25 protein-coding genes are annotated in these 23,559 nt (G+C 64.5%); 5 read left to right on the top strand and 20 right to left on the bottom strand.

What is annotated here, in order from left to right:
- Nucleotides 1-7: 7 nt before the first annotated feature.
- From ACT9T4_RS18625 to ribBA, 5 genes are all read right to left on the bottom strand, one after another.
- Entirely contained in the window at nucleotides 8-1,156 is a 1,149-nt protein-coding gene (locus tag ACT9T4_RS18625; protein ID WP_042553446.1) for an ABC transporter ATP-binding protein, read from the bottom strand.
- A gap of 17 nt (nucleotides 1,157-1,173) precedes the next feature.
- Nucleotides 1,174-1,983: an ABC transporter permease gene (locus ACT9T4_RS18630; protein ID WP_042553445.1), complete on the bottom strand. Its 810-nt coding sequence runs from the start codon at nucleotides 1,981-1,983 to the stop codon at nucleotides 1,174-1,176.
- Nucleotides 1,984-1,988: 5 nt separating this feature from the next.
- A complete protein-coding gene (locus ACT9T4_RS18635; RefSeq protein ID WP_042553444.1) occupies nucleotides 1,989-2,897 on the bottom strand; it encodes an ABC transporter permease in 909 nt (302 codons plus the stop codon).
- Nucleotide 2,898: 1 nt separating this feature from the next.
- Nucleotides 2,899-3,924: a polyamine ABC transporter substrate-binding protein gene (locus ACT9T4_RS18640; RefSeq protein WP_042553443.1), complete on the bottom strand. Its 1,026-nt coding sequence runs from the start codon at nucleotides 3,922-3,924 to the stop codon at nucleotides 2,899-2,901.
- Nucleotides 3,925-4,167: 243 nt separating this feature from the next.
- Nucleotides 4,168-5,274: a bifunctional 3,4-dihydroxy-2-butanone-4-phosphate synthase/GTP cyclohydrolase II gene (ribBA, locus tag ACT9T4_RS18645; RefSeq protein ID WP_042553442.1), complete on the bottom strand. Its 1,107-nt coding sequence runs from the start codon at nucleotides 5,272-5,274 to the stop codon at nucleotides 4,168-4,170.
- Between the two features lie 74 nt (nucleotides 5,275-5,348).
- Between ribBA and ACT9T4_RS18650 the strand changes: the two genes are divergently transcribed.
- Nucleotides 5,349-5,642 carry a DUF1330 domain-containing protein gene (locus ACT9T4_RS18650; protein WP_042553441.1) on the top strand — a complete coding sequence of 98 codons (294 nt, stop codon included), beginning with the start codon at nucleotides 5,349-5,351 and terminating at the stop codon, nucleotides 5,640-5,642.
- 127 nt (nucleotides 5,643-5,769) lie between these two features.
- Here ACT9T4_RS18650 and ACT9T4_RS18655 read toward each other — a convergent pair whose 3' ends face one another.
- The 13 genes from ACT9T4_RS18655 to folE2 all read right to left on the bottom strand — a co-directional run bounded on the left by ACT9T4_RS18655 (nucleotide 5,770) and on the right by folE2 (nucleotide 18,459).
- A complete protein-coding gene (locus ACT9T4_RS18655) occupies nucleotides 5,770-6,702 on the bottom strand; it encodes a PfkB family carbohydrate kinase (RefSeq protein WP_042553440.1) in 933 nt (310 codons plus the stop codon).
- Nucleotides 6,692-8,155, bottom strand: a complete 1,464-nt coding sequence (locus ACT9T4_RS18660; protein WP_179539488.1) for a purine-cytosine permease family protein — start codon at nucleotides 8,153-8,155, stop codon at nucleotides 6,692-6,694. Before ACT9T4_RS18660 ends, ACT9T4_RS18655 begins: the two co-directional genes overlap by 11 nt.
- A gap of 70 nt (nucleotides 8,156-8,225) precedes the next feature.
- A complete protein-coding gene (locus ACT9T4_RS18665) occupies nucleotides 8,226-9,242 on the bottom strand; it encodes an ADP-ribosylglycohydrolase family protein (RefSeq protein WP_264650099.1) in 1,017 nt (338 codons plus the stop codon).
- Nucleotides 9,239-9,952 (bottom strand): GntR family transcriptional regulator, encoded by a 714-nt coding sequence (locus ACT9T4_RS18670; protein WP_042553437.1) that lies wholly within the window; start codon nucleotides 9,950-9,952, stop codon nucleotides 9,239-9,241. Before ACT9T4_RS18670 ends, ACT9T4_RS18665 begins: the two co-directional genes overlap by 4 nt.
- A gap of 130 nt (nucleotides 9,953-10,082) precedes the next feature.
- Nucleotides 10,083-10,646 carry an NUDIX hydrolase gene (locus tag ACT9T4_RS18675; protein WP_042553436.1) on the bottom strand — a complete coding sequence of 188 codons (564 nt, stop codon included), beginning with the start codon at nucleotides 10,644-10,646 and terminating at the stop codon, nucleotides 10,083-10,085.
- Between the two features lie 5 nt (nucleotides 10,647-10,651).
- Entirely contained in the window at nucleotides 10,652-11,401 is a 750-nt protein-coding gene (locus ACT9T4_RS18680; RefSeq protein ID WP_042553435.1) for a GntR family transcriptional regulator, read from the bottom strand.
- A gap of 37 nt (nucleotides 11,402-11,438) precedes the next feature.
- Nucleotides 11,439-11,837 carry a carboxymuconolactone decarboxylase family protein gene (locus ACT9T4_RS18685; RefSeq protein ID WP_042553434.1) on the bottom strand — a complete coding sequence of 133 codons (399 nt, stop codon included), beginning with the start codon at nucleotides 11,835-11,837 and terminating at the stop codon, nucleotides 11,439-11,441.
- Between the two features lie 191 nt (nucleotides 11,838-12,028).
- Complete coding sequence (locus ACT9T4_RS18690) at nucleotides 12,029-13,480, bottom strand: NAD-dependent succinate-semialdehyde dehydrogenase (RefSeq protein ID WP_179539489.1); 1,452 nt, start codon at nucleotides 13,478-13,480, stop codon at nucleotides 12,029-12,031.
- A gap of 245 nt (nucleotides 13,481-13,725) precedes the next feature.
- Nucleotides 13,726-14,211, bottom strand: coding sequence for a flavin reductase family protein (locus ACT9T4_RS18695; protein ID WP_042553432.1), 486 nt, complete (start codon nucleotides 14,209-14,211; stop codon nucleotides 13,726-13,728).
- 20 nt (nucleotides 14,212-14,231) lie between these two features.
- On the bottom strand, nucleotides 14,232-15,713 hold the full coding sequence (locus tag ACT9T4_RS18700) for an aldehyde dehydrogenase (protein WP_499118381.1): 1,482 nt from the start codon (nucleotides 15,711-15,713) through the stop codon (nucleotides 14,232-14,234).
- On the bottom strand, nucleotides 15,710-16,543 hold the full coding sequence (locus ACT9T4_RS18705; protein ID WP_179539490.1) for an alpha/beta fold hydrolase: 834 nt from the start codon (nucleotides 16,541-16,543) through the stop codon (nucleotides 15,710-15,712). Before ACT9T4_RS18705 ends, ACT9T4_RS18700 begins: the two co-directional genes overlap by 4 nt.
- Before the next feature lie 13 nt (nucleotides 16,544-16,556).
- The gene (locus ACT9T4_RS18710; protein WP_179539491.1) at nucleotides 16,557-17,147 is read right to left on the bottom strand and encodes an amino acid synthesis family protein; all 591 of its coding nucleotides are present in this window, start codon (nucleotides 17,145-17,147) and stop codon (nucleotides 16,557-16,559) included.
- 415 nt (nucleotides 17,148-17,562) lie between these two features.
- Nucleotides 17,563-18,459, bottom strand: a complete 897-nt coding sequence (gene folE2, locus ACT9T4_RS18715) for a GTP cyclohydrolase FolE2 (RefSeq protein WP_179539492.1) — start codon at nucleotides 18,457-18,459, stop codon at nucleotides 17,563-17,565.
- Between the two features lie 82 nt (nucleotides 18,460-18,541).
- On the opposite strand from folE2, the gene dksA reads away from it, so the two are divergent.
- The 3 genes from dksA to ACT9T4_RS18730 are packed head-to-tail and all read left to right on the top strand — an operon-like array spanning nucleotide 18,542 to nucleotide 20,818.
- The gene (dksA, locus tag ACT9T4_RS18720; RefSeq protein WP_042553427.1) at nucleotides 18,542-18,946 is read left to right on the top strand and encodes an RNA polymerase-binding protein DksA; all 405 of its coding nucleotides are present in this window, start codon (nucleotides 18,542-18,544) and stop codon (nucleotides 18,944-18,946) included.
- A gap of 25 nt (nucleotides 18,947-18,971) precedes the next feature.
- Complete coding sequence (zigA, locus tag ACT9T4_RS18725; RefSeq protein WP_042553426.1) at nucleotides 18,972-20,174, top strand: zinc metallochaperone GTPase ZigA; 1,203 nt, start codon at nucleotides 18,972-18,974, stop codon at nucleotides 20,172-20,174.
- Nucleotides 20,171-20,818 (top strand): DUF1826 domain-containing protein, encoded by a 648-nt coding sequence (locus ACT9T4_RS18730; protein ID WP_499118384.1) that lies wholly within the window; start codon nucleotides 20,171-20,173, stop codon nucleotides 20,816-20,818. Before zigA ends, ACT9T4_RS18730 begins: the two co-directional genes overlap by 4 nt.
- Nucleotides 20,819-20,949: 131 nt before the next feature.
- On the opposite strand, the gene ACT9T4_RS18735 is transcribed toward ACT9T4_RS18730, so the two are convergent.
- Nucleotides 20,950-21,303, bottom strand: a complete 354-nt coding sequence (locus tag ACT9T4_RS18735) for a hypothetical protein (protein ID WP_042553424.1) — start codon at nucleotides 21,301-21,303, stop codon at nucleotides 20,950-20,952.
- A 99-nt stretch (nucleotides 21,304-21,402) separates the two neighbouring features.
- Here ACT9T4_RS18735 and ACT9T4_RS18740 point away from each other — a divergent pair, with 99 nt between their 5' ends.
- Nucleotides 21,403-22,359: a CobW family GTP-binding protein gene (locus ACT9T4_RS18740; RefSeq protein ID WP_499118387.1), complete on the top strand. Its 957-nt coding sequence runs from the start codon at nucleotides 21,403-21,405 to the stop codon at nucleotides 22,357-22,359.
- A gap of 294 nt (nucleotides 22,360-22,653) precedes the next feature.
- Here the strand turns inward: ACT9T4_RS18740 and ACT9T4_RS18745 are convergent.
- On the bottom strand, nucleotides 22,654-23,559 hold a 906-nt coding region (locus ACT9T4_RS18745), incomplete at its 5' end, for an MFS transporter (RefSeq protein ID WP_499118389.1).

The raw sequence follows: 23,559 nt of genomic DNA on the forward strand, positions 1-23,559 counted from the left end.
CAACCACTCAGTGCGCTCCGGCGCCCTTGGTCAGGTCGCTCTCGTTCCAGCTGTCGTACAGGCAGGCATCGCTGGCGGCCCAGCGCACACGCGCCTGGGCGCCAGGCTGCAGGGGTTGCAGGCCGCTGCCCATGGCCTTGAGGGTCAGGTGGCAGCCGCCGGGTGTGACCACGTGGCAGGTCAGGCTCTCGCCAAGGAACACCACTTCGGCGACCTGGACGGGGATCTCGTTCCAGCCCGCTGGCAGGGGCGTCTGCGCAGCGACTTGTTGCGGCAGCACCTGGGCTTTTTCCGGACGCAGCATCAGCAGTACGTCCTGATCGTTCTGCAGATTGGCGGTCGGGGTGATCGACAGGCTCTGCTGCTCGAACTGCACGGCGGCCTGGCCACTGACCTTCGTCCGCAGGAAGTTGGAGTTGCCGAGGAAGGAGGCGACGAAGGCGTTTGGCGGGTTCTGGTAAAGGTCATAACCGCTGCCCAGACCGACGATCTTGCCGTGGCTGAAGATGGCGATACGCTGTGACAGGCGCATGGCTTCCTCCTGGTCGTGGGTCACGTAGACGATGGTGATGCCCAGGCGCCGATGCAGGTGACGCAACTCGTCCTGCAGGTCTTCACGCAGCTTCTTGTCCAGCGCGCCGAGGGGTTCGTCCATCAGCAGGATGCGCGGTTCGTAGACCAGCGCGCGGGCAATCGCCACGCGCTGTTGCTGGCCGCCGGAAAGTTGCGCCGGACGGCGATGCGCGAACTCGCCGAGCTGCACCAGCTTGAGCATGGCCTCGACCTGGCGCTGCTGCTCGGCGGCACTCAGTTTGCGGATCGCCAGGGGAAAGGCGATGTTCTGGCGCACGTCGAGGTGCGGAAACAGCGAGTAGCGCTGGAACACCATGCCGATATCGCGCTTGTGCGGCGGCACGTTGACCAGGGATTTGCCCTCGACCAGGATTTCTCCGGAGCTGGGGGTTTCGAAGCCGGCCAGCATCGACAGCGTGGTGCTCTTGCCCGAGCCGCTGGAGCCGAGAAAGGTGAGGAATTCGCCCTCCTGGATCTCCAGGGAAATGTTATCCACAGCGGTGAAGTCGCCGTAATGCTTGTTCAGGTTGCGCAGGCTGACCAGCGTTTGTGGTGCCCGGTTTTCTTGGATGACAGCACTCATGAAATTCTCCTCGGCACTCAGGCTTTGACGTCGGTGCGCCGGCGCACGATGGCGGCGATGACCATGACCAGCAGGGAAAGACCGATCAGCAGCGTCGAGGCGACGGCGATCACGGGGGTGAGATCCTGGCGCAGCGTCGTCCACATCTTCACCGGCAGCGTCTGCAGGCCGGGGCTGGCCATCATCACGCTGAGCACCACTTCGTCCCAGGAAACCAGGAAGGCGAACAGGCCGCCGGCCACCAGGCCCGGACGGATCGCCGGGAAGGTCACCTTGACGATGGCCTGCAGGCGCGTGGCGCCGCAGATCACCGCGGCATCCTCGATGGACTGATCGAACAGCTTCAGCGAGTTGATGATCGAGATGATGGTGAACGGCAGTGCGACGATCACGTGGCTGACCACGAAGGCGAATAGCGTGCCGGTGTAGCCGAGCTTGAGGAACAGCGCGTAGACCGCCACGGCGATGATCACCAGTGGCACGATCATCGGCAGGGTGAACAGCGCGAACAGCAGCTCACGGCCAGGGAAGCGGCCACGTACCAGGGCGAAGGCGCTGGGCATGCCGATGGCGACCGCGCAGATGGTCGTCAGCAAGGCCACCTTGAGGCTGACCAGCGCCGAGTCCATCCACTGGGCGTTGGAGAAGAACTGCCCGTACCACTTGAACGTCCAGCCCGGTGGCGGAAACACCAGCCACTGCGAGGAGCCGAACGACAGCAGCACGATGAACAGAATCGGTAGCAGCAGGAACACGGCGATCAGCGCGGTGACCGTATTGAGGCCGTAGCGCAGGCCGCGGCCCATGGCATTGGGTGACAGCAGCATGGCGTTTACCTCGCAGTGCTGGAAGCCACCGGCGATTCCGGTTGCAGCTTCAAGTAGACGTAGAACAGCACCAGCGTGATGAGGATCAGCAAGGCTGCCGCCGCGCTGGCAATGCCCCAGTTAAGGAACGATTGCACCTGCTGGATGATGAATTCGGGCAGCATCATGTTCTGCGCGCCGCCAAGCAGCGCCGGGGTCACGTAGTAACCCAGGGACATCACGAAGACCATCAGACCACCCGAGAAAATGCCCGGCCTGCACAACGGCAGGAACACCTTGAAGAAGTTGCGCCATGGGCTGGCGCCGCAGATCGAGCCGGCCTGCAAGACCATCGGGTCGATGGCGCTCATGGTCGCCTGCAGTGGCAGCACGATGAACGGAATCATGATGTAGCTCATGCCGATCACCACACCGGTCAGGTTGTGCACCATCTCCAGGGGCTGATCGATGATGCCCATGGCCATCAGCGTCTTGTTCACCACGCCCGAGGACTGCAACAGCACCAGCCAGGAGTAGGTGCGCGCCAGCAGGCTGGTCCACATCGACAGCAGGACGATATTCAGCAGCCAGCGGCCCCAGCCGCGCGGCATCAGGGTGATCGCCCAGGCCAGGGGGAACCCCAGCAGCAGGCTGATCACGGTCACCAGCCCGGCTACCGCGAAGGTGTTGAACAGCACCTTGGAGTAGGCCGAATTGGCGAACAGTTGTGCGTAGTTGCCCAGCCCTGGCTCCGGCTCCAGCACGCCGCGCAGCAGCAGGCCGATCAGCGGCGTCAGGAAGAACAACCCGAGGAACAGCAGGGCCGGCAGCAGGTACGGGGCGCCGCGCCAGCGCGCCGCCCGTTCCGCGTTACCGTCGGCGCTGTCGCGCCGACGGTTTGCTGCACCGACCTCAGGGGTACGGAGCGCGGTCATTTCACTTCACCAGCCATTCGTTCCAGCGGGTGGCGATGTCCGCCCCGTTCTTCGCCCAGTAGGCGTAGTCCAGGGTGATCTGATCGCTCACGTGCGCGGTGGGCAGGTTCGGTGCCAGCACCGAGTCCAGGCGTTGCACGCTGTCGACGTTGACCGGCGCGTAGGCGGTGAGGTTGGCGAAGTCGGCCTGGCCCTTGGCGCCGCTGGCGTGAGCCAGGAACTTCATGGCCGCGTCCTTGTTCTTGGCACCCTTGGGGATGACCAGGAAGTCGGCCATGACCAGGTTCTGCTTCCAGCTTGCCGCCACCGGTGCGCCTTCTTCCTGCAAGGCATAGATACGGCCGTTCCAGAACTGACCGAGGCTCGCCTCGCCGGAAGCCAGGAGTTGCTGCGACTGTGCGCCGCCGCCCCACCAGACGATGTCTTTCTTGATGGTGTCGAGTTTCTTGAAGGCGCGATCCAGATCCAGCGGGTACAGCTTGTCGGCGGCAACACCGTCAGCCAGCAGGGCCAGTTCGATCACGCCCGGGCTCGGCCACTTGTACAGGGCGCGTTTGCCGGGGTAGGTCGCGGTGTCGAACAGGGCGCTCCAGTCTTCCGGCTTCTTGTTGCCGAGGCTGCCCTCGTTGTAGCCGAGCACGAAGGAAAAGAAGAACGAACCGACACCGTGATCGGAGACGAAGCGCGGGTCGATCTTCTCACGCTCGATGACGCCGAAGTCCAGCGGCTCCAGCAGACCTTCGGCGGCCGCGCGCAGGGCGAAGTCGGCTTCCACGTCGACCACGTCCCACTGCACGTTGCCGCTCTCGACCATGGCCTTGAGCTTGCCGTAGTCGGTCGGTCCGTCCTGCACCACCGTGACGCCGCTGCTCTTGCTGAACGGATCCGCCCAGGCGGCCTTCTGCGCGTCCTGGGTGCTACCGCCCCAGCTCACGAAGTTGACGGTTTCGGCAGAGGCCGTGGTGGCGACTGCTGCACTCAGAATGCTCGCGGCGAGCACCGAGGTCACACCTTTGATAAACACCATCTTGCTTGCCCTCTTTGTTGTGTTTTTTCGCAAGCGAGCGTTGTGCCCGCTTAACCGGAGCAGTGGATCCAGGGGATCTGAATGGCGGCCGATATCGGGTGCTGTCTTTGTGATTTTCCCTTGCGGGGCACACGATAAACTGGCTGGCCTTAGGGATATCATATTATGGTATTCCAAACTTTCCGCAAGCGCTTTGCCACACTTCTTGTCCCGCTTGCGCAACCGGTCATCCGTGGCCTCCGCTCACTCGAAGGGCACGGTCTCGACGACCTCCAGTTCATAGCCGGCAAGACCCGCGTACTTGAGCGGCGGGCCCAGGTGACGCAGCTTGCCGACGCCGAGGTCCTGCAGAATCTGTGCCCCGGTGCCGACCTCCGAATAGACCCGTGTCTGTCCGCGATTGAACGGGCGCTGCGGCTGGGTCAGTTGCGGGACGCGCTCGAGCAGCGCCTGGGACGACTCGTGGTTGGCCAGCACCACGACGACGCCCTTGCCGTCGGCGGCGATGCGTTCCAGAGCGGCCCATAGCGTCCAGCTGCGCGGGCCGGTGTATTCGGCGCCTACCAGATCGCGCAGCGGATCGATGGCATGCACGCGCGCCAGGGTCGGCTCGTCATGACGGATATCGCCCATCACCATGGCCATGTGCACGCCCCCGGCGATACGGTCTTCATAGGTGATCAGGCGGAACTCGCCGTGCACGGTGGGCAGCTCGCGTTCGCCGATGCGCGTAATGGTGTGCTCGGTGCTCAGGCGATGCTGGATGAGGTCGGCGATGGTGCCGATCCTGATGCCGTGGGAGTGGGCGAAGGCCTCCAGCTGCGGGCGGCGCGCCATGCTGCCATCCTCGTTCATGACTTCGACGATCACCGCCGCCGGGGTCAGGCCGGCCAGCCTGGCCAGATCGCAGCCCGCCTCGGTGTGCCCGGCGCGGGTCAGTACGCCGCCTTCCTTGGCTCTCAGCGGGAAGATGTGGCCGGGCTGCACCAGGTCGGCGGCCTTCGCGCCAGGCGCAACGGCAGTCAGCACCGTGTGCGCACGGTCGGCGGCGGAAATGCCCGTGCTGATGCCGCTGGCGGCTTCGATGGAAACGGTGAAGGCGGTGGAAAACACGCTACCGTTACTCGGTACCATCTGCTCCAGACCCAGACGCTGGCAGTGCTCGTCGGTCAGGGTCAGGCAGATCAGCCCGCGGGCTTCACGGGCCATGAAGTTGATCGCCTGAGGCGTGCAGAACTGCGCAGCGAGCAGCAGGTCGCCCTCGTTCTCGCGGTCTTCGTCATCGACCAGCAGCACCATCTTGCCCTGGCGGAAGTCATCGATGAGTTCACGGATGGGATGGAAGGGCATGGCGGATCTCGTCGGCTGGGTTATTTTAAATTATGGTATACCGTAATACGAAATCAAATTAAAGGAGGTCAATCATGAAGGGTTACTGGATCGCGCACGTGGACGTCACCGACCCCGAGCGCTATGTGGAATACACCAAGCGCGCCCCGGCGGCCTTCGCCGCCTTCGGTGGCAGATTTCTGGCCCGCGGCGGCCGTTCCGAAGCCCAGGAAGGCCGGACCACACCACAGCGTAGCGTGGTGATCGAATTCCCATCGTACGATCAGGCCGTCGCCTGCTACCGCTCCGAGGCCTACCAGGAAGCCAGCAGCTACCGGGCCGGCGCCGCGCGCTCGGAAGTGATCATCGTCGAGGGCATGGCGCCCTGAATGGATGGCGGAGGGCTGAACGACCGGGTTCAGCTTTCGCTGCTCGACGCTGGATGCGCCGTTTGCATGGGCTGTTGGCAGGCAACCGAGCCGTCAGGCGTTGACGGACTCGGCCAACCCACTCAGATCAGACCACGCTCTGCGCTGCCAGAAAGGCATCGAGCTCGACGGCCGGCGGACAGGTTGCCGGCCCGCGACGGGTCACCGCAATGGCCGCTGCGGCATTGGCGCGCGCGGCGGCGGCCTGCTCGGAAAACCCTGCGGCCAGGCTGGCCAGAAATACGCCGATGTGGGCATCACCAGCGCCATTGGTATCCAGCGCTTGCACGGCAAAGCCCGGTACCTGCTGACGCCAATCGTCGCGGGCCAGCCAGCAGCCCTGCGGACCGTCACGCAGGATCACCAGTGCTCCTTCCGGCAGGCGTGCTGTCAGTCGCTGCAAAGCCTGTTCCAGGCTGTCGGCAGCGGTAAATTGCAGGGCTTCTTCACGGTTGCTGCTCCAGATTGCCAGCCGATCAAGTAACTGCTCGGCGCCTGGTAGAGCCGGGTTGCAGGCCAGCGGGCCCGGATCGAACACCAGAGTGCCGGCAGCACCGCCTTGCTGCAGCCAGCTCAGCAGGGAAGCGGCCTTGCCGGTATGCAGCAGGCTGTAGCCGCTGACCATCACCCAGTCTTCGGCAGCGGCGGTTTCGTTACGGAGGTCATGGGCCTGCAATACGCCCTCGGCCCCGACATGGGAAATGAACGAGCGCTCGGCACTGGCGTCGGTCAGCGCGACGCACAGGCCGGTATCGCCGCCCGTGCTTGGCGGCAGGCGGCATTCGATACCTTCCACTGCCATGGCGTGGCGCGCCATGTCACCAAAACGACCGACCCCGTGACGACCCAGGTAGCAGGTGCTCAGGCCATTGCGTGCGGCCGCCGCCATGACATTGAAACCACCGCCCACCTCGAACGCCGCGCTGCTGGCCAGTACATCCTGGCCGACGCTCGGCAAGGCGTCGACCGCCATCACCAGGTCGACGACGACCTGGCCGCTGTACAGCAATCTAGCGGCCATGGCTGGCCTCGTGAGTCACGGCGGCACGGCGGTCACGACAGCCACCGAGCAGCGCGTAGAGGCCGCCAGCGACGATGAAGGTGATGATCCAGCCGAGGCCATTGTGGCCAAACCAGGAGTCGGCCAGCCAGCCATGGAACAGCACGTTGTCGGCGCCGATTTTCACGGTGGTGAAGCTGAAACCCAGCACGATCGCCACTGCCCAGGCGCCCAGGGCGCGCCATTCCACGCCGCCGGCGTACCAGTAGGCGCTGCTCGGGCTGACGTTCATCAGGTCGGCCGCCTCGTAGCGCTGGCGGTGCCGCAAGTCGACCAGGAAGATACCCACCCAGGCGGTGATCGGCACGGCCAGCATGGAGATGAAGGTGATGAACGGGCCGTAGAAACTCTCGGCGATCAACATGAAATAGATCGAGCCGATGAAGATCACCACGATGTCCACCACCACGGCGTAGACCCGCTTGACCTTGAGGCCGAGGGTCAGGGTGGTCAGGCCCGCGGAGTAGACCGACAGGTTGTTGGACAGCAGCAAGCCGCCGAACGCGGTGATCAGGTAGGGCACCGCCATCCAGGTCGGCAGCAGCTCGCGAATCGCCACGATGGGGTCGGTCGCCGACGCGAGGTGGTCATTACCCACCGAGATCAGGCCACCGAGGGTGATCAGCAGCACCAGCGGAATTCCCGCGCCAAAGGCCGCCGAGGCCACCAGCCCGGCTGCCCGCACGCTCTTGTGCTGGTAGCGCGACATGTCGGCGCCAGCATTGGCCCAGCCGATGCCCGTACCCGCGGCCATGGTGCCGACGCCGATCAGCACGGCGGACATCGGCGCCGGTGTCGCCGCCCACACCAGGGCCCAGTCGATATGCAGGGCCAGAAAGCTGCCAACCACCAGGTTCAGCGCGCCGAACACCCAGGTTGCCCATTTCTGAATCACCAACAACGTGGCATGGCCGAGACCGGACACGCACAAGGTGAGCAGCACGAACAGGCCGATGAACAGCAGCGTGAGGAACGGCGCGGACTTGGCCTCCACCGGCGTGCCCTGAATGATCGACACCAACGACAGCAGTACGAAGGCCGCCGTGGTGGTGTTGACGGTTTCCCAGCCCAGACGCGAGCCAAGCGATACCAGGGTCGGACCGATATTGCCGCGCATGCCGAAGATCGCCCGCGACAGCGTCAGGCTCGGAGCGCGACCTCGGCGGCCGGCAATCGACAGCAGGCCGACGATGGCGAAGGAGCCACCGGCACCGACAATCGCGACGATCAGCGCCTGCCAGATCGACAGCCCCTGGAAGGCGATCAGCGTGGCGCCCAGTGGCAAGCCGAGGATGCTGATATTGGCCGCGAACCAGACCCAGAACAGCTGCAGCGGATGACCGTTGCATTCATTTTCGGGGACGGGCTCGATGCCGCGGGTTTCCAACTGGCCCACCTGTTCGGATGCACGCATGGCATGACTCCTGCGATAGTTGCTGTTGTTGGCAGGGCTGAGTGACCGCACGGGCGGCCACCCATGGGGTTCAAGTCGTTCGCAAGGCAAGCAATTGGTCGGTCAACGGTGCGAGGTCGATTTGGCTCACCGCACAGACTTGAGCCAGCGCCGCGCTCGGCCAGGCCTCCAGGCCATGGGTCGCGCCGAGCATGGCGCCAAGGACGGCGGCGATGGTATCGGTATCGCCGCCCAGGCTGGCGGCCATGCACAAGGCCTGATAAGGCGTCAGTTGCCCATTGGCGACGGCACGCGCCAGGGCGAAGGCGGCGACCACGGACTCCTGGGATGCCACCGAGGTGCCGATCACCTCGTAGATCAAACCGGGCAATGCGTCGGGGCTGGTTGCGTCGCAGAGCCGAGCGCTCCACTCGATGCGTGCAGCGATATTGCCGCCCGCCACCCAGTGACCGCGCTTCTGGCCTTCGCGCGCGGCTTCGATGCCCAGAGCCAATGCGCTGGTCAGGTCGTCGCCATTGATGCCGGCTGACACCACCGCTGCCACGGCGGCGGCGCTGGCGATACCCAGGCCGGTGTTGTGGGTCACCTGGCAGGCCTGCAGCACCTGAGCCATGAAATGCTCGTGGTCACGTACATCGGCGGCGATACCCACCGGGGTGATGCGCATCGCCGCACCATTGGTGGTGCCGAAGCGCCCGGCTTGTTCCGGACTGGCGCCGGCGAGAATCATCTCGATCGCCCGCTTGGTCGAAGGGCCGAGCAGATCCTGCGAACCCTTGGCGCGCATGACCGCTTCCCAGTCGATCAGGCGCTGTGCCAGGTCAGTCGGTGCGATGCGGCCTTGGCCTGCGACCAGCAGCTCGCCGACCAGAATCGCCTGCTCGGTATCGTCGGTAATAGCGCCAGCCGGCATGTTCGGGGCGATGGGTTGATCGTCGTCCGCATCGATCAGGCCTTCGATGTGGCCATAGCGCGTGTGAATCTGCTCGCGTGACAGCGATTGAGTCGGCATGCCGAGCGCATCGCCCAGTGCCAGCCCATGGAATGCGCCGAGCGCGCGGTCTCGCGCCGCGGGAAAAAGGCTCACGGTGCGCCTCCGAAATCGAGATGAAGTTGGAAATGGACGGGGTCGAGGTAGCTCTCGACGCGCTCCATGAAACGCCCGCGGCTATCGAAGGTTTCCCTCACCACCTTGAGGAATACGCTGCCCGGCGTGCGCTGCAGCTGGCTGGCCGCCTCATCGTCGAGCGGCGCGGCACCGATCCACTGCTTGCCCTGCCCGGCCCGATAGCCATGGGCGGCCAGCGTGGCGGTCAGCGAGTCGTCGAGCAGGCCCTCCTCGGCCAGGTTCTCCAGGCCATCGCAGGCCGGAATCAGTGCACGCTCGAGGGACACCAGGCTGTCATCGGCAGCCCGCCGCCGGCGCTCGATCAGCATGAAGCGGGCGCGGCCGAAGCGTTCGGCAAACTCCTCTAGCTCCACACCGCTGATGCCCAGCAGCTCGGTCCGTATCTGCACACCCCCGGCGGCGAGGGCCTGCGCCCAGCCTCCGCCCTGGTGCAGAGGCACGCCGTCGTAGGTGACCACGGAGCCGACCCCCGGCTGGGTGCCGATGTAATTGCGTCGCTTGAGCTCGGACAGCGCCTCGCGCAGCGTACCGCGGCTGACATCGAAGGCCGCCGCCAGCTCGTGTTCGCCGGGTAGGCGCTCACCGGCGCCGAGCACGCCTTGCTCGATGCGTTCGGCCAGGGCGCGAACCACGCGGGTTTTCTTGTCGAATCGAACCTGTCTAATCATGTACAAATTAATAGCGCCAGATGGGCTCCTCTGCAAGTGCTTTGTGGTCGACGGCAGGCTCGTGGGTTCACAGCGGTTCGGGATCGCCCCTATGGCTGCGGCGCTATGGCGGGCGGCGGCGCGGCCAGGCTCAGCGGATGAAGTGCACCTTGCCGGTGTCGTCGCTGCCCATGTAGATCCCGTAGATGCCCGCTTCGCGTTCGGCGATGTAGCGTTCGAGAATCTGGCGGATGGCCGGGTAGTAGATCTGCTCCCAGGGGATGTCCTCGGGGGCGAAGAAGCGGCGGGCCAGGGTTTCACTGCCGAAGTAGCCGGTATCGTGCAGCAGCCGGGCGCGGAAGATCAGGTACACCTCGCTGATCGAGGGCACGCTGAACACCGAGTAGGGGCAGAGGATTTCGGCGACCACGCCGGCCTCCTCGCGCACTTCACGCAGCGCCGCCTCTTCGGTGGTTTCGCCGTTTTCCATGAACCCTGCGGGCAGTGTCCAGGTGCCGACGCGCGGCGCGATGGCGCGTTGGCAGAGTAGATAGCGGCCGTCTTGCTCGATGATGCAGCCGGTGATTATCTTCGGGTTTTCGTAATGGATATGCCCGCAGCCGGCGCATACCAGCCGTGAATGGTCGTCTCCGGCCGGGCGGCGCCGTTCCAGCGTCGCGCCGCCGCATTGCTGACAGAAGCGCGGGCTGGGCATGAGGGTCAGCTCCCGATACGCGGGTCTTTCAGACCGATGGGGGCGACGATGTCCCGCGCCTTGGCACCTTCCTGTTTGGCTTCCAGGTACTCCAGGGCGACCTTGGCCGCGGCACGTACGTGATCGACCGACGCCTGGTGAGCGGCCAGCGGGTCGCCACTCTTGATCGCCTCGACCATCCGCTCCATTTCCTGATTGCTGGTGCTGCGTCGGTTGGTCTGCGATACCGAGGTGGCCCGCAGGTAGCTGATGCGCGCCTGCAACTGGCGCAGCTGGGTGGCGGCGATGTCGTTGCCCGAGCCTTCCATCAGCACGTTGTAGAACTCCTGAACCGACTCCAGGACGTCCGGCAGCTCGCCCTCTTCGAGGGTCTGGCGGTTGTTCTCCAGCGCGCGCTCCAGGGCGCGGATGTCCTTGGCGCGGGCGCGCAGGGTGAACAGCTGGACGATCATGCCTTCCAGCACGCAGCGCAACTCGTAGAGATCGCAGGCGTCTTCCAGGGTGATGATCGCCACGCGTGGGCCCTTGGCGTCGGCGAATTCTACCAGGCCTTCCGACTCGAGATGGCGCAGCGCCTCGCGCACCGAGGTGCGGCTGACCCCCAACCGATCGCACAGATCGCGCTCCACCAGGCGGTCGCCGGGTAGCAGCTGGAAGTTCATGATGGCGCTGCGCAGCTTGTCCAGAACGATCTCCCGCAGGGTCACGGGGTTGCGGTTGACCTTGAAGCTATCGTCGATCGGCTGGCGTTTCATGGTTAGGGCTCGAGTTATAGGTATGGGATCACTCAAACTATGCCTCGGCCTGCTGGGCTTCGGCATCCGCTTCGGCGAACGCTTCACGGGCGATGCGGAAGCTGTCGACTGCGGCAGGCACACCGCAGTAAATGCCGACCTGCAGCAGAATCTCGCGGATCTGCTCGCGGCTGAGGCCGTTGCGCAGGGCGCCGCGAATGTGCAACTTCAGCTCGTGCGGGCGGTTGAGCGCGGAAATCATGGCCAAGTTTATCATGCTGCGTTCCTGCATCGATAAGCCTTCACGACCCCACACATGCCCCCAGCAGTATTCGGTGACCAGCTCCTGCAGCGGGCGGTTGAAGTCGTCGGCATTCTCCACCGAGCGCTTCACGTAATCCTCGCCCAGCACCTGGGTGCGGATCTGCAGGCCCTTCTCGTACTTGTCGTTGCTCATGGTCGCTCTCCCGGTTTAATTCGCAGTGAGGCCGCTGTAAGGCGATAGCGGACCTTCGGTTTGGTGGGCTGAAGCGGATCGCCGCCCGGCCCACCCTACAGCCGCGCATCTAGCCGTAGGGTGGGCTTTAGCCCACCAATTGTCCCCCGACTACGAAAGGCTGCTATCGCCTTAACCCAGTCGCCTTAACCTCAAAGCCCACCCATCAAGGTGTATTTGATTTCCAGATAATCGTCGATGCCATAGTGCGAGCCTTCGCGGCCCAGGCCCGACGCCTTGATGCCGCCGAAAGGCGCCACTTCGGTGGAAATCAGCCCTTCGTTGATGCCGACCATGCCGTACTCCAAGCCCTCGCTCATGCGCCAGGCGCGGCCGAGGTCGCGGGTGTAGCAATAAGCGGCCAGGCCGAATTCGGTATCGTTGGCCATGTGCAGCGCTTCGGCTTCGTCGCGGAAACGGAACACCGCAGCCAGTGGGCCGAAGGTTTCCTCGCGTGCGACCTTCATGCCGGTGGTGACCTCGGCCAGCACCGTGGGCTGATAGAAACCGTGGCCCAGTGCGTGACGTTCGCCGCCGCAGATCAGCCTGGCGCCTTTGCCCAGGGCATCGGCGACGTGATCAGCGACTTTATCCACAGCCCGCTCATTGATCAGCGGGCCCTGTTGCGCGCCTTCGGCAAAACCATCGGCGACCCTCAGTTCGCCTACGCGCTCGGCCAGGCGGGCGACGAAGGCGTCATGGATGCCGTCCTGGACCAGAAAGCGGTTCACGCACACGCAGGTCTGCCCGGCATTGCGGAATTTGGCGATCAGCGCGCCGTCCACCGCACGCTCCAGATCGGCATCGTCGAAGACGATGAACGGCGCATTGCCGCCCAGTTCCAGAGAGACCTTCTTCAAGGTGCTGGCGCACTGCTGCATCAACAGCTTGCCGATCGGCGTGGAGCCGGTGAACGACAGCTTGCGCACCGTGGCGCTGGCGCAGAGCTCGTTGCCGATGGCCACCGCGTCGCCGGTAATCACGTTGAAGATGCCGGGGGGAATGCCCGCTTCCTCGGCGAGCACCGCCAGCGCCAGTGCGGAAAACGGCGTTTCCGGCGCCGGCTTGACGATGCAGGGGCAGCCAGCGGCCAGCGCCGGGCCGACCTTGCGGGTGATCATCGCCGCCGGGAAGTTCCACGGCGTGATGGCTGCGACCACGCCAATCGGCTCCTTGGTCACGACGATGCGTGCATCGGGCTTGTGGCTGGGAATGGTGTCGCCATAGATGCGCTTGGCTTCCTCGGCGAACCACTCGATGAAGCTGGCCGCGTAGAGGATTTCGCCCTTGGCTTCGGCCAGTGGCTTGCCCTGTTCCAGGGTCAGAATCTCGGCCAGTGCGTCAGCGTTTTCCAGCATCAGCGCATGCCAGCGCTTGAGCACCGCACTGCGTTCCTTGGCGGTGCGCGCACGCCAGGCTGGCCAGGCGGCATTGGCGGCGGCGATGGCTCGCAGAGCTTCGGCGCTGCCCATGTCGGGTACCCGGCCGATCTCTTCGCCATTGGCGGGGTTGAAGATGGCTTGGGTGCCGCCTTCATCGGCGGCCAACCACTGGCCATCGAGGTAGGCGTACTGACGAAACAGACGCGACGCTTCAGGTGTCATGGCGACTCCGAAATAAAACAGGCCGCGCTCGAGGGTGAGTGAACGCGGCCGTAAAAAGAGGAATTCTTACCGCTACCGACGAGGGCCCTAGAGCCTGTTCAGGATCGTAGGGTGGACAACGCTTTTTTTGTCCACCATTGCGATTGCAGAGCGGTGGACGGGTCGGGCCGCGTAGGTGAGGCGTCGGCTACGCGCCCCGGTCCACCCTACAACGGTGATTTAGGTTCTCGTCGAAGTCACGTCGATCAAGCCAACGCCGGCAGGGCGCCGAGCTTGCCGCGGTGATAGATCATCGGCACCGGAGCGACCTCAGGCAGAATCAGGTTCTTCACTGCGCCTACCATGATGGCGTGATCACCGCCGTCGTACTCGCGCCACAGCTCGCACTCGATGATCGCGGCGGCGTTCTTCAGCAGCGGGTTGCCTTGCTCGCTGAGGGTCCATTCGATGCCTGCGGCCTTGTCCTTGCCCTTGCCGGCGAAGGCATAGGCTTCGGCCTGTTGCTCGGCAGAGAGCAGGTGAATCGCGAAGCGCTTGCTGTCACGCAGCACCGGGTAGGAATCGGAGCCGTAGTTGGGGCAGAACAGCACCAGCGCAGGGTCGATCGACAGCGCGCTGAAGGCGCTGGCGGTGATGCCGACGATGCCGCCATCCGGGCCCAGCGTGGTAACGATGGTCACCCCCGAGGGGAAGGCGGCCATGACGGATTTGTACAGTCCGGGTTCGATCATTTGTACTTTCCTCGATGCGCTCAGCGCATCACGAACGGGTCGGGCATCGGCGCTTGCGACAGGTTGATCCACACCGTTTTCAGTTCGGTGTAGGCGAGTACCGAGTCGATGCCGCTTTCACGGCCGTAGCCGCTGTTCTTGAAACCACCGATCGGCGCCATGGCCGATACGGCACGGTAGGTGTTGACCCATATGATGCCTGATCGCACGCCCTTGGCCAGTCGATGGGCGCGGCCTAGGTCGCGGGTCCAGATGCCGGCGGCAAGGCCGAACTGCGAGTCGTTGGCCATGGCCAGCGCTTCGGCCTCGTCCTTGAAGCGGATCACCGAGGCCACCGGGCCGAAGACTTCTTCCTGCATGATGGTCATCGAGTGGTCGTCGCACTCGAACAGGGTCGGCTCGTAATACCAGCCTTCGCCGTCGACCTGAGGGCGTTTGCCACCCAGGCGCAACGTCGCGCCTTCGGCGACGGCAGTGGCGACCAGACGCTCGACCACGGCCAGTTGCTGAGCGGTGGCCATGGGGCCCATCTCGCTGGCGTCGTCCTGCGGGTTGCCGATGCGGATGCGCTTGGCGCGTTCGACCAGGCGTTCGACGAATTCGTCGTAGATGCTGTCCTGCACCAGCAGCCGCGACCCGGCCACGCAACTCTGCCCGGAGGCGGCGTAGATGCCGGCGACCACGCCGTTCACGGCGCTGTCGAGATCGGCGTCGGCGAAGATGATGTTCGGCGACTTGCCGCCCAGTTCCAGTGACAGCTTGGCGAAGTTCTCCGCACTGGCACGCACCACATGGCGTGCGGTGGCGGCGCCGCCGGTGAAGGCGATCTTGCGTACCAGCGGGTGACTGGTCAGCGCCGCTCCGGTGGTCGGCCCGTAGCCGGTGACCACGTTGACCACGCCGGCCGGGAAACCCGCTTCGAGTGCCAGGCGAGCCAGTTCGAGAATGGTCGCCGAGGCATGCTCCGAGGGCTTGAGCACCATGGTGTTGCCCGCTGCCAGGGCTGGCGCGAGCTTGATGGCAGTCAGGTACAGCGGGCTGTTCCAGGGAATGATCCCGGCTACCACGCCAATCGGCTCGTGGGTGGTGTAGGCGAACATGTCTGGCTTGTCGAGGGGCAGGGTGCCGCCTTCGAGCTTGTCGGCCAGGCCCGCGGTGTAGTGGAAGAACTCCGGCAGGTAGCCGACCTGGCCACGGGTTTCGCGGATCAGCTTGCCGTTGTCGCGGCTCTCCAGCTGGGCCAGGGCTTCCTTGTTCTCGGCGATCAGGTCGCCGAGACGACGCAGCAGTTTGCCCCGTGCAGTGGCGCTCAGGTTGCGCCAGGCCGGGTTGTCGAACGCTGCCTGAGCGGCCTGCACGGCGCGCTCGACGTCTTCGCCGGCGGCATCCGGGAGCACCGCCCAGGCCTTAGCGCGCGCCGGGTCGAGGCTCTCGAAGGTCTTGCCGGACTGCGCGTCGACCCACTGGCCGTCAATGCACATCTGATAGCGTGCGAGTGTCATGCGACGATCCCCTTTGCGGTGTTCTGCAGCTGGCTGGCCTCTCTGAGGAATTCCAGCAGCATCTGGTTGACCAGGCGCGGCGATTCCACGGGCATCATATGCCGTTGTTCGGCCAGTACCACGGCCCTGGCACCTGGAATGCAGCGCGCCAGCTGTTCGGCCATCTGCGGTGTCGAGCCCGGATCGAGCTCGCCGGTGGCGATCAGGGTCGGCACGCGGATCTCGGCCAGATCGTCGGCCCGATACATGTCCTGGGTGGCGAACAGCGTATAGGTGGTCAGGTAGCCCTGGGCATCGTTGCCGGCCAGGGTCTGGCGGATGGCGGTGATCTGCGCCGGGTTGGCCGCCTGGTATTCACGGCTGAACCAGCGTGACAGCGCCGCTTCGGCATTGGCGTCAGGGCCATGTTCGGCGGCCTGGGCAGTGCGCTCGATGACGCCTGCACGTTGCTCGGGGCTGCGGTTGAACACGCTGTTGAGTACCACCAGGGCGGCGATGCGCTGCGGGTAGTGCAGCGCGAAGGCGCGAGCCACCAGGCCGCCCATGGAGAAACCGATCACCGTGGCTTGCTGCTGGCCGAGGTGATCGAGCAGTTCACGCAACTGGTCGGCGTAACCGGCCAGGTCGGTGTCCGCTGCCGGGCGTGGGCTGTCGCCGTGGCCGAGCATGTCATAGACGATGACCTGGAAATGCTGGGCCAGGCCAACCACCTGGCCGCCCCACATGTCCTTGGTCAGGCCGACACCGTGGATCAACACCACGGGCTGGCCCTGGCCGATCACCCGGTAACTGGTGCCGGCGGGGGTGCGTTCAGCGAGATGCCGAATCATGGCCTGCTCCCGATCACTGCGCCTTCTCGGCGGCCAGTTCTTCCAGATCGATGTAACGGTTACCGATACGCGGATGCAGGCGGCCACCGTTGGCGGCACCCAGTACCACGACGATTTCGTCGGCACGCGGTGCATCTTCGATCTGCATTTCCAGGGTGATGTAGTGCGAGCGCAGGCCTTCGTCGTCCTTGTGCATCATCGGAATCTGGATCGAAGTGCCCGGGCCACCGCGCTTGTTGGTGAAGCTCAGGTAGCTCTTGGCGTTCACCGCTTCGCGGTAGTGATTGCCGAAGCGCAGGGTGTGGATAACGGCCGAGGCGTGCTCGATTTCACCATCGGCACCGACCACGGCAGCCTTGCCATAGGCTTCGATCTTGTCGGCACCGCCGATGGCGGCGGTCAGGCGCGCGACCATCAGTTCACCCAGCTCGGAGCAGTTGGCCTTGATCACGGGTTTGAGGTCTTCGACGAAGCCGTTGCCAACCCAGGGGTTCTTGATCACGACGGCCAGTCCGACCATGGTGACCGGCTTGTCGGTGGCCTTGCCGCCTTCGATCAGGGTTTCTTCTACATAGCTGACGATCTTGCGAATCTCGAAACTCATGACAGCTCCTTTGGCTGGGTGGTGTTGAGTATTATGGTATACCAGAATACACAATATGCAAGCCTCTCTGAACGTCAGGCACAGCGCCGCCTTGGCAGCAATCAGGGACAGCGCCAGCGGACTAAAAAGGGTTGTTTGAGGCAGTTATGAATTGCAAAAGCTGGATCGTCCCCCCGCTCTGCGTGGTACTCCAGCTTGGCGCGCTCCGCTGTCACTTCGCGGGAGGTGCATCGAACGCGCAGCGTCCTGGCGAGGCGTTCCCACGGGGAGCGTGAGGAACGATCAGTGCGGTGGTCTCGATGGTTCCCACGGGCTGCGTGGTAACCCAGCCCGGGGCGTTCTGCGCCCGGGCCACGATTGCCTCACTGGAGGTGCAGCGGACGCGCAGTGTCCTGGCCAGGCGCCCCCGTGTATCTCAGCGCCAGTTGTGGCTGGCGCAGGCCACGGCGTCATGGGCATGCAGGCTTTCGGCATGGGTGACCTGGATGTGCAAGCCGCCGACGCCGGACATCGCCAGGACCGCCTCATGCAGGCGGCGGGCGGCGTCCTCGCAGAACATCAGATTCTGGCCGTTGGCCAGGGCAAAGGCCTGTTCGTCAGCGCGTTTGACGGCGGTCTGCACGGCGGTGCCCAGGGCAGCCTCCGAGCGCTCGAGCAGTTCGATGAAGGGCAGGGCGTCAGCATCGCTCTCCAGGCGAATCCGAATCTGTGCATCGCTGCGTTGGCTGTGCGGTGTGGCGACGATGCCGGAACTGCTGCCCAGCCAGGCATGCATCTGCTCGAAATCCGGCGTGCGCTCGGCGAAGTCGTCGCTGAAGCGCTGCTGGATCAGTTGCCGCGCCAGGGCCGCCGAGCAGGGGCAGGTCGAGGAGTAATTCACCTGCAAACCCAGCTCCAGATGAAAACCGCCCGGGTCGAGGTGCGAGCGGATGGTCAGCGGATAGGCCTTGTAGCCGGACAGTGGGCTGACCAGCGCTGGCCGCTCGATCAGCCACTCGCCGCGCAGATCCAAGTGAGCGCATAGCGACAGACCCTGGTGGCTGTCCAGGAAGCGTTGCAGCACCTGGCGCAACGAGGCGGGCGACAGCGGTTCACGCTGCAAGTGGGCCAGCGCCAGATACAGGCGTGACATGTGGATACCGCGTGTCTGGCCGTCGTCCAGGCTCACACCGGCATCGATTCGCGCGCTGATGGCCTGTTCCCCTATCCGCACGGGCAGAGCGATGCCGCGCATACCGACCCAGTCGAGGGTGGTGGCGGAGTTGGCACTGCGCTGTGCGGCGATATCGGGCAGGTTTGTCTGGAGGTTCATTGATCACCCTTGCTTGGCGTGCATGACGATTTGGCTTTAAATGTTATGTTATAACACTTAAAGTTAACCCAGTGAGCCCGCCATGACCGCCGATGAACTGCTTGCCCTGCCGCCCCAGGACTACATGAACGAAGCCCAGCAGGGTTTCTTCCGGGATCTGCTGATCCGTCAGCGTGAGGAATTGCAGCAACGCATCGACGATGAATTCGGCGCGCTGCGCGAGCAGGAGCGGCCCGCTGACGAGGCCGACATCGCCAGCCGCGAAGAGCAGCACCAATGGCAGATGCGCCTGCTGGAGCGGGAAAAGAAGTTGCTCGACAAGATCGACCAGGCCCTCGAGCGCCTAGCGCGCGGCGAGTACGGCTGGTGCCGCGAAACCGGCGAGCCGATCGGCCTGCGTCGTTTGCTGCTGCGCCCCACGGCCAGCCTGTGTATCGAGGCGAAAGAGCGCGAAGAACAGCGCGAACGCCATCAACGTGACCTGTGAACCTGATGCTGATGAGGAACCCACCATGCCCGACCGTCTTCCCGTTACCGTGCTTTCCGGCTTTCTCGGCGCCGGCAAGAGCACCCTGCTCAATCATGTGCTGAAGAATCGCGACGGCCTGCGCGTCGCGGTGATCGTCAACGACATGAGTGAAATCAACATCGATGGCAGCGAGGTGCAGCGCGATGTCAGCCTCAACCGCGCCGAAGAGAAGCTCGTCGAGATGAGCAACGGCTGCATCTGCTGCACCCTGCGCGAGGACCTGCTCGAGGAAGTCAGCAAGCTGGCCCGCGACGGACGCTTCGATTACCTGCTGATCGAGTCCACCGGCATTTCCGAACCATTGCCGATCGCCGAAACCTTCACCTTTCGCGACGAGCAGGGTCAGAGCCTGGCCGATCTGGCGCGGCTGGATACCCTGGTCACGGTGGTCGACGGAGTGAATTTCCTGCCCGACTTCCAGGCTGCCCAGAGCCTGGCCAGCCGTGGCGAGACCCTTGGCGAGGACGACGAACGCTCGATCAGTGACCTGCTGATCGAACAGATCGAGTTCGCCGATGTGCTGTTGATCAGCAAGATCGACCTGATCAGCCAGGCCGAGCGCGAAGAGCTGACTGCCATCCTGCGCGGCCTCAATACCCGCGCCGAGATTCTGCCGATGAGCATGGGCGCGGTACCGCTGAAGGCGATCCTCGACACTGGCCTGTTCGACTTCGAACGTGCCGCCGAGTCGCCGGGCTGGCTGAAGGAACTACGCGGTGAGCACGTACCGGAAACCGAAGAGTATGGCATCGCCTCCAGTGCCTATCGGGCGCGCCGGCCGTTTCATCCCCAGCGTTTCTTCGATTTTCTCAGCCGCGAGTGGAGCAACGGCAGGCTGCTGCGCTCCAAGGGGTTCTTTTGGCTGGCCAGCAAGTATCAGGAGGCCGGCAGCTGGTCCCAGGCCGGTGGCCTGATGCGCCACGGCCTGGCCGGGCGCTGGTGGCGCTTCGTGCCGAAGAGCCAGTGGCCCCAGGATGAAGATGGCCTCAAGGGCATCATCCGCCAGTGGGACGCCGCCAGCGGTGATTGCCGTCAGGAGCTGGTATTCATCGGCCAGAACATCGACTTTGCGCTGCTACACGCGGAGCTGGACGACTGCCTGCTCAGCGACGAGGAAATGGCTGCCGGCACCGAGGCCTGGCGGCTGTTGCCCGATCCTTTCGGACCCTGGCAGGAGGCCGCATGATCCTGGCGTTCAAACCCCGTGTGATGCCGCAACAGGTTTGCGGTGAAGAGATCGACGTGCTTGGCGAGGCGTTGCGTGACGAGGTCAATCTGGCGGTCTGGCAGCGCAGGCTGCCGGACCACCTGTCCGGCTTCGCCAGCACCTTGCTGGCCCAGGGGGAGCCCCTGGCGCAATCGCTGAGCATCGACCTGAGCGACGCCGATGCCGAGCCCGCGTTGCCCGGCTTGCTCGCCGGCTACAGCGATATTCCCGGCCAGGCGGCGTTTCTCGCCGACGTGGCCTGGCTGATCCGCGCCTACGCCTGCCTGCTCGACGCCCGCAGCATCGGTTTGCGTCTGCGCGCGCTGGATGGTGCCATGTGCCCGCGTTTCCACGTCGACCGTGTGCCGTTGCGGCTGATCACCAGCTACGCCGGCCCCGGCAGTCAGTGGCTGCGTGAAGGCGCGGTATCACGTCAGCAACTCGGTGGCCCCCAGGCGCTGCCGGCGGAGAATGCCGTGGTCGAGCAGATTGGCTGCGGTCATGTCGCGCTGCTCAAGGGCGAGCGCTGGATCGGCAACGAAGGCCGAGGTCTGGTGCATCGCTCGCCAGCGTTACCGGCAGGAGAGCGGCGTTTGTTGCTGACTCTGGACTGGCTGGCGTGACGCGGCAGCGACTGCTCGAACGGCAGGCAAAAAAAAGCTGCGCCCAGGCGCAGCGATAGAGCAGCCAGTGCCTGACCGGCTGCGAAGAGAGACTGTATTAAGACCCACGTGGATGACGATTGGATGACGGCTCAGTAGGCCATCCAAACGCCTTTGCTTTGCTGTTCGCAGAATGGCTTGAGGTAGGCGGCGTCGTTGGCTACCCCGTAGTAGTGAACGTCCTGCTGGTAGGGCGTGCCGCCCACCTTGGCGTTGCGGCAAACGCCAAAGGCGCCGGTGGGGCACTGCTCGACGAAGCTGACATCGACCTTCTGGCCCTTGAGCTGCGGCTGGCAGAAACCGGTGCGAAACAGGTTGGGCGGGATGCTGCGGTTCTGCTGGCAGACCTTCACGTCCAGGCGCTCGGCCTGGCTGTGCACCACACAGGCTTCGCCCCAGGCCAGGCCGGAGAGACTACACAACACCAGAGGCAGCAAACGGCGCATCGACCCAACTCCAGAAAATGATGCAGAACTGTAGAGTCTGTGGCGAGGTTACCGCAAGCCGAGCTTTTCCTCGGGCCACCTAACCGGCACCATGGCGCCATGCTGAAACAGATACCTACCCACCTGATCGCCGGCCCACTGGGCGCTGGCAAGACCAGCCTGATTCGCCAGTTGCTGGCCCAGCGGCCTGCGCACGAGCGCTGGGCAGTGCTGATCAACGAGTTCGGACAGATCGGTCTGGATGCCGCGCTGCTCAGCCGTGACGAGGATGGCCTGAGTTTCAGCGAGGTGGCCGGTGGCTGCCTGTGCTGTGTGAATGGCGTGCCTTTTCAGGTCGGCCTCGGTCGACTGTTGCGCAAGGCCAGACCGGATCGCCTGTTCATCGAGCCATCCGGGTTGGGGCATCCCTCGAGTCTGCTGGAGCAGCTGGGCCAGGCGCCCTGGGAAGGCGTGCTGGCGGTGCAGCCGCTGCTGATGGTGCTCGATGCCGCCGCGCTGGCTGCCGATCGGCCGCTCACCGACAACCAGCGTGACGCTTTGCCCCATGCCGGGCTGCTGGTGCTGAACAAGAGCGAAGAGGTCGATGAGGCGAGCCGTGCGCGCATCGCGCGAAGCCTGCCGCATGCACTGTACTGGACCAGCCAGGGTCTGTTGCCGTTCGACCGTCTGCCATTGGCTGATGCAGTGGTCACCGTGACCGATGGCCGCTGCTTGCCGGACGGCCCGCTACCTGCTGTCACCGTCTGGCGTAGCGCCGAGGAGCCGATCTGCCTGGTTCAGGATCAGCCCGAGGGCTGGAGCATCGGTTGGCGCTGGCACCCCAGTCAGCGTTTCGACCTGCTGCGGGTGCAGCAGTGGCTGACGTCGCTGCCATGGCGGCGCGCCAAGCTGGTGGTGCAGACCAATGCCGGCTGGCTGTCGGTCAATGCCCTGGAGGGGCAGGCGCTGCACTGGCAGAACAGCGAGTGGCGCAAGGATTCGCGGCTGGAGCTGATCTTCGCCGGCGCTCAGAACGAGGCGACGCTGCGGGCCGGCATGGCGGCCTGCCGACTGTAAGAGCCTGCTGACGATCTTTTTAGGCGGCATAAATAGCCTGCTACAAGGCGATAGCGGTCATCGGTGCAGTACCTGTGGGAGCGGGCCATGCCCGCGATTTTTTCGCGGGCATGGCCCGCTCCCACAGAATGTAGACCGAGCTTCTACTCCCACCATTCAGCTGTAGGGTGGGCTTCAGCCCACCAAACCGAACGGCTGCTTCCGCCACTTTGCAGTCAAAGCGCTGAAGCGGATCCGAAAGATCGTGAACAGGTTCTAAGGAAGGGCGCCGCTCAGGGCGCCCGGCCTGGCAGGCTAGTCCGTGGTGATCCGCGAGTGAGTGCGGGTGTCCTTCATGGTGATGTACACCAGCAGCGAGCAGGCGATGCAACCGGTCACGTACCAGTAGAAGCCGCTCTCCATGCCCACGCTCTTGAACCACAGCGCCACGTATTCGGCGGTGCCGCCGAAGATCGACACGGTCAGCGCGTAGGGCAGGCCGACGCCCAGGGCGCGAATCTCGGTGGGGAACAGCTCGGCCTTCACCACCGCGTTGATCGAGGTGTAACCACTGACGATGATCAGCGCCGCCATGATCAGGAAGAACGCGCCCCACCAGCTCTGCACCGTGTGCAGCGTGGTGAGGATCGGGTAGGTGAACAGCGTGCCCAGCACCCCGAAGGCGATCAGGATCGGGCGTCGACCGATCTTGTCGGACAGCGCGCCCACCAGCGGTTGCAGCAGCATGAACAGGAACAGCGTGGCGGCCGAGATCATGGTCGAGTCGTTCTTGCTCATGCCCACGGTGTTGACCAGGTATTTCTGCATGTAGGTGGTGTAGGTGTAGAAGGCCAGGGTGCCGCCCATGGTCAGGCCGACCACGGTGAGCAACTCCTTGGGATGGCGCAGCAGTGTGCGCATGATGTTTTCCTTCGGCGCCTCGGTCTTCTTGAACGAGTCGGTTTCCTCCATGCCGCGACGCAGGTACATGGCGACCACCGCGCACAGCGCGCCGATCACGAACGGCACACGCCAGCCCCAGGTTTCCAGCTGCTCGACGGTCAGCGTCTGCTGCAGGATGATCAGCACCGCCAGGGCGATGAGCTGGCCGGAGATCAGCGTCACGTACTGGAAGCTGGAGAAAAAGCCGCGGCGTTCCTTGGTGGCCATCTCCGACAGGTAGGTGGCCGAGGTGCCGTATTCGCCACCGACCGACAGGCC

The organism is Pseudomonas sp. SZ40, assembly GCF_052958135.1.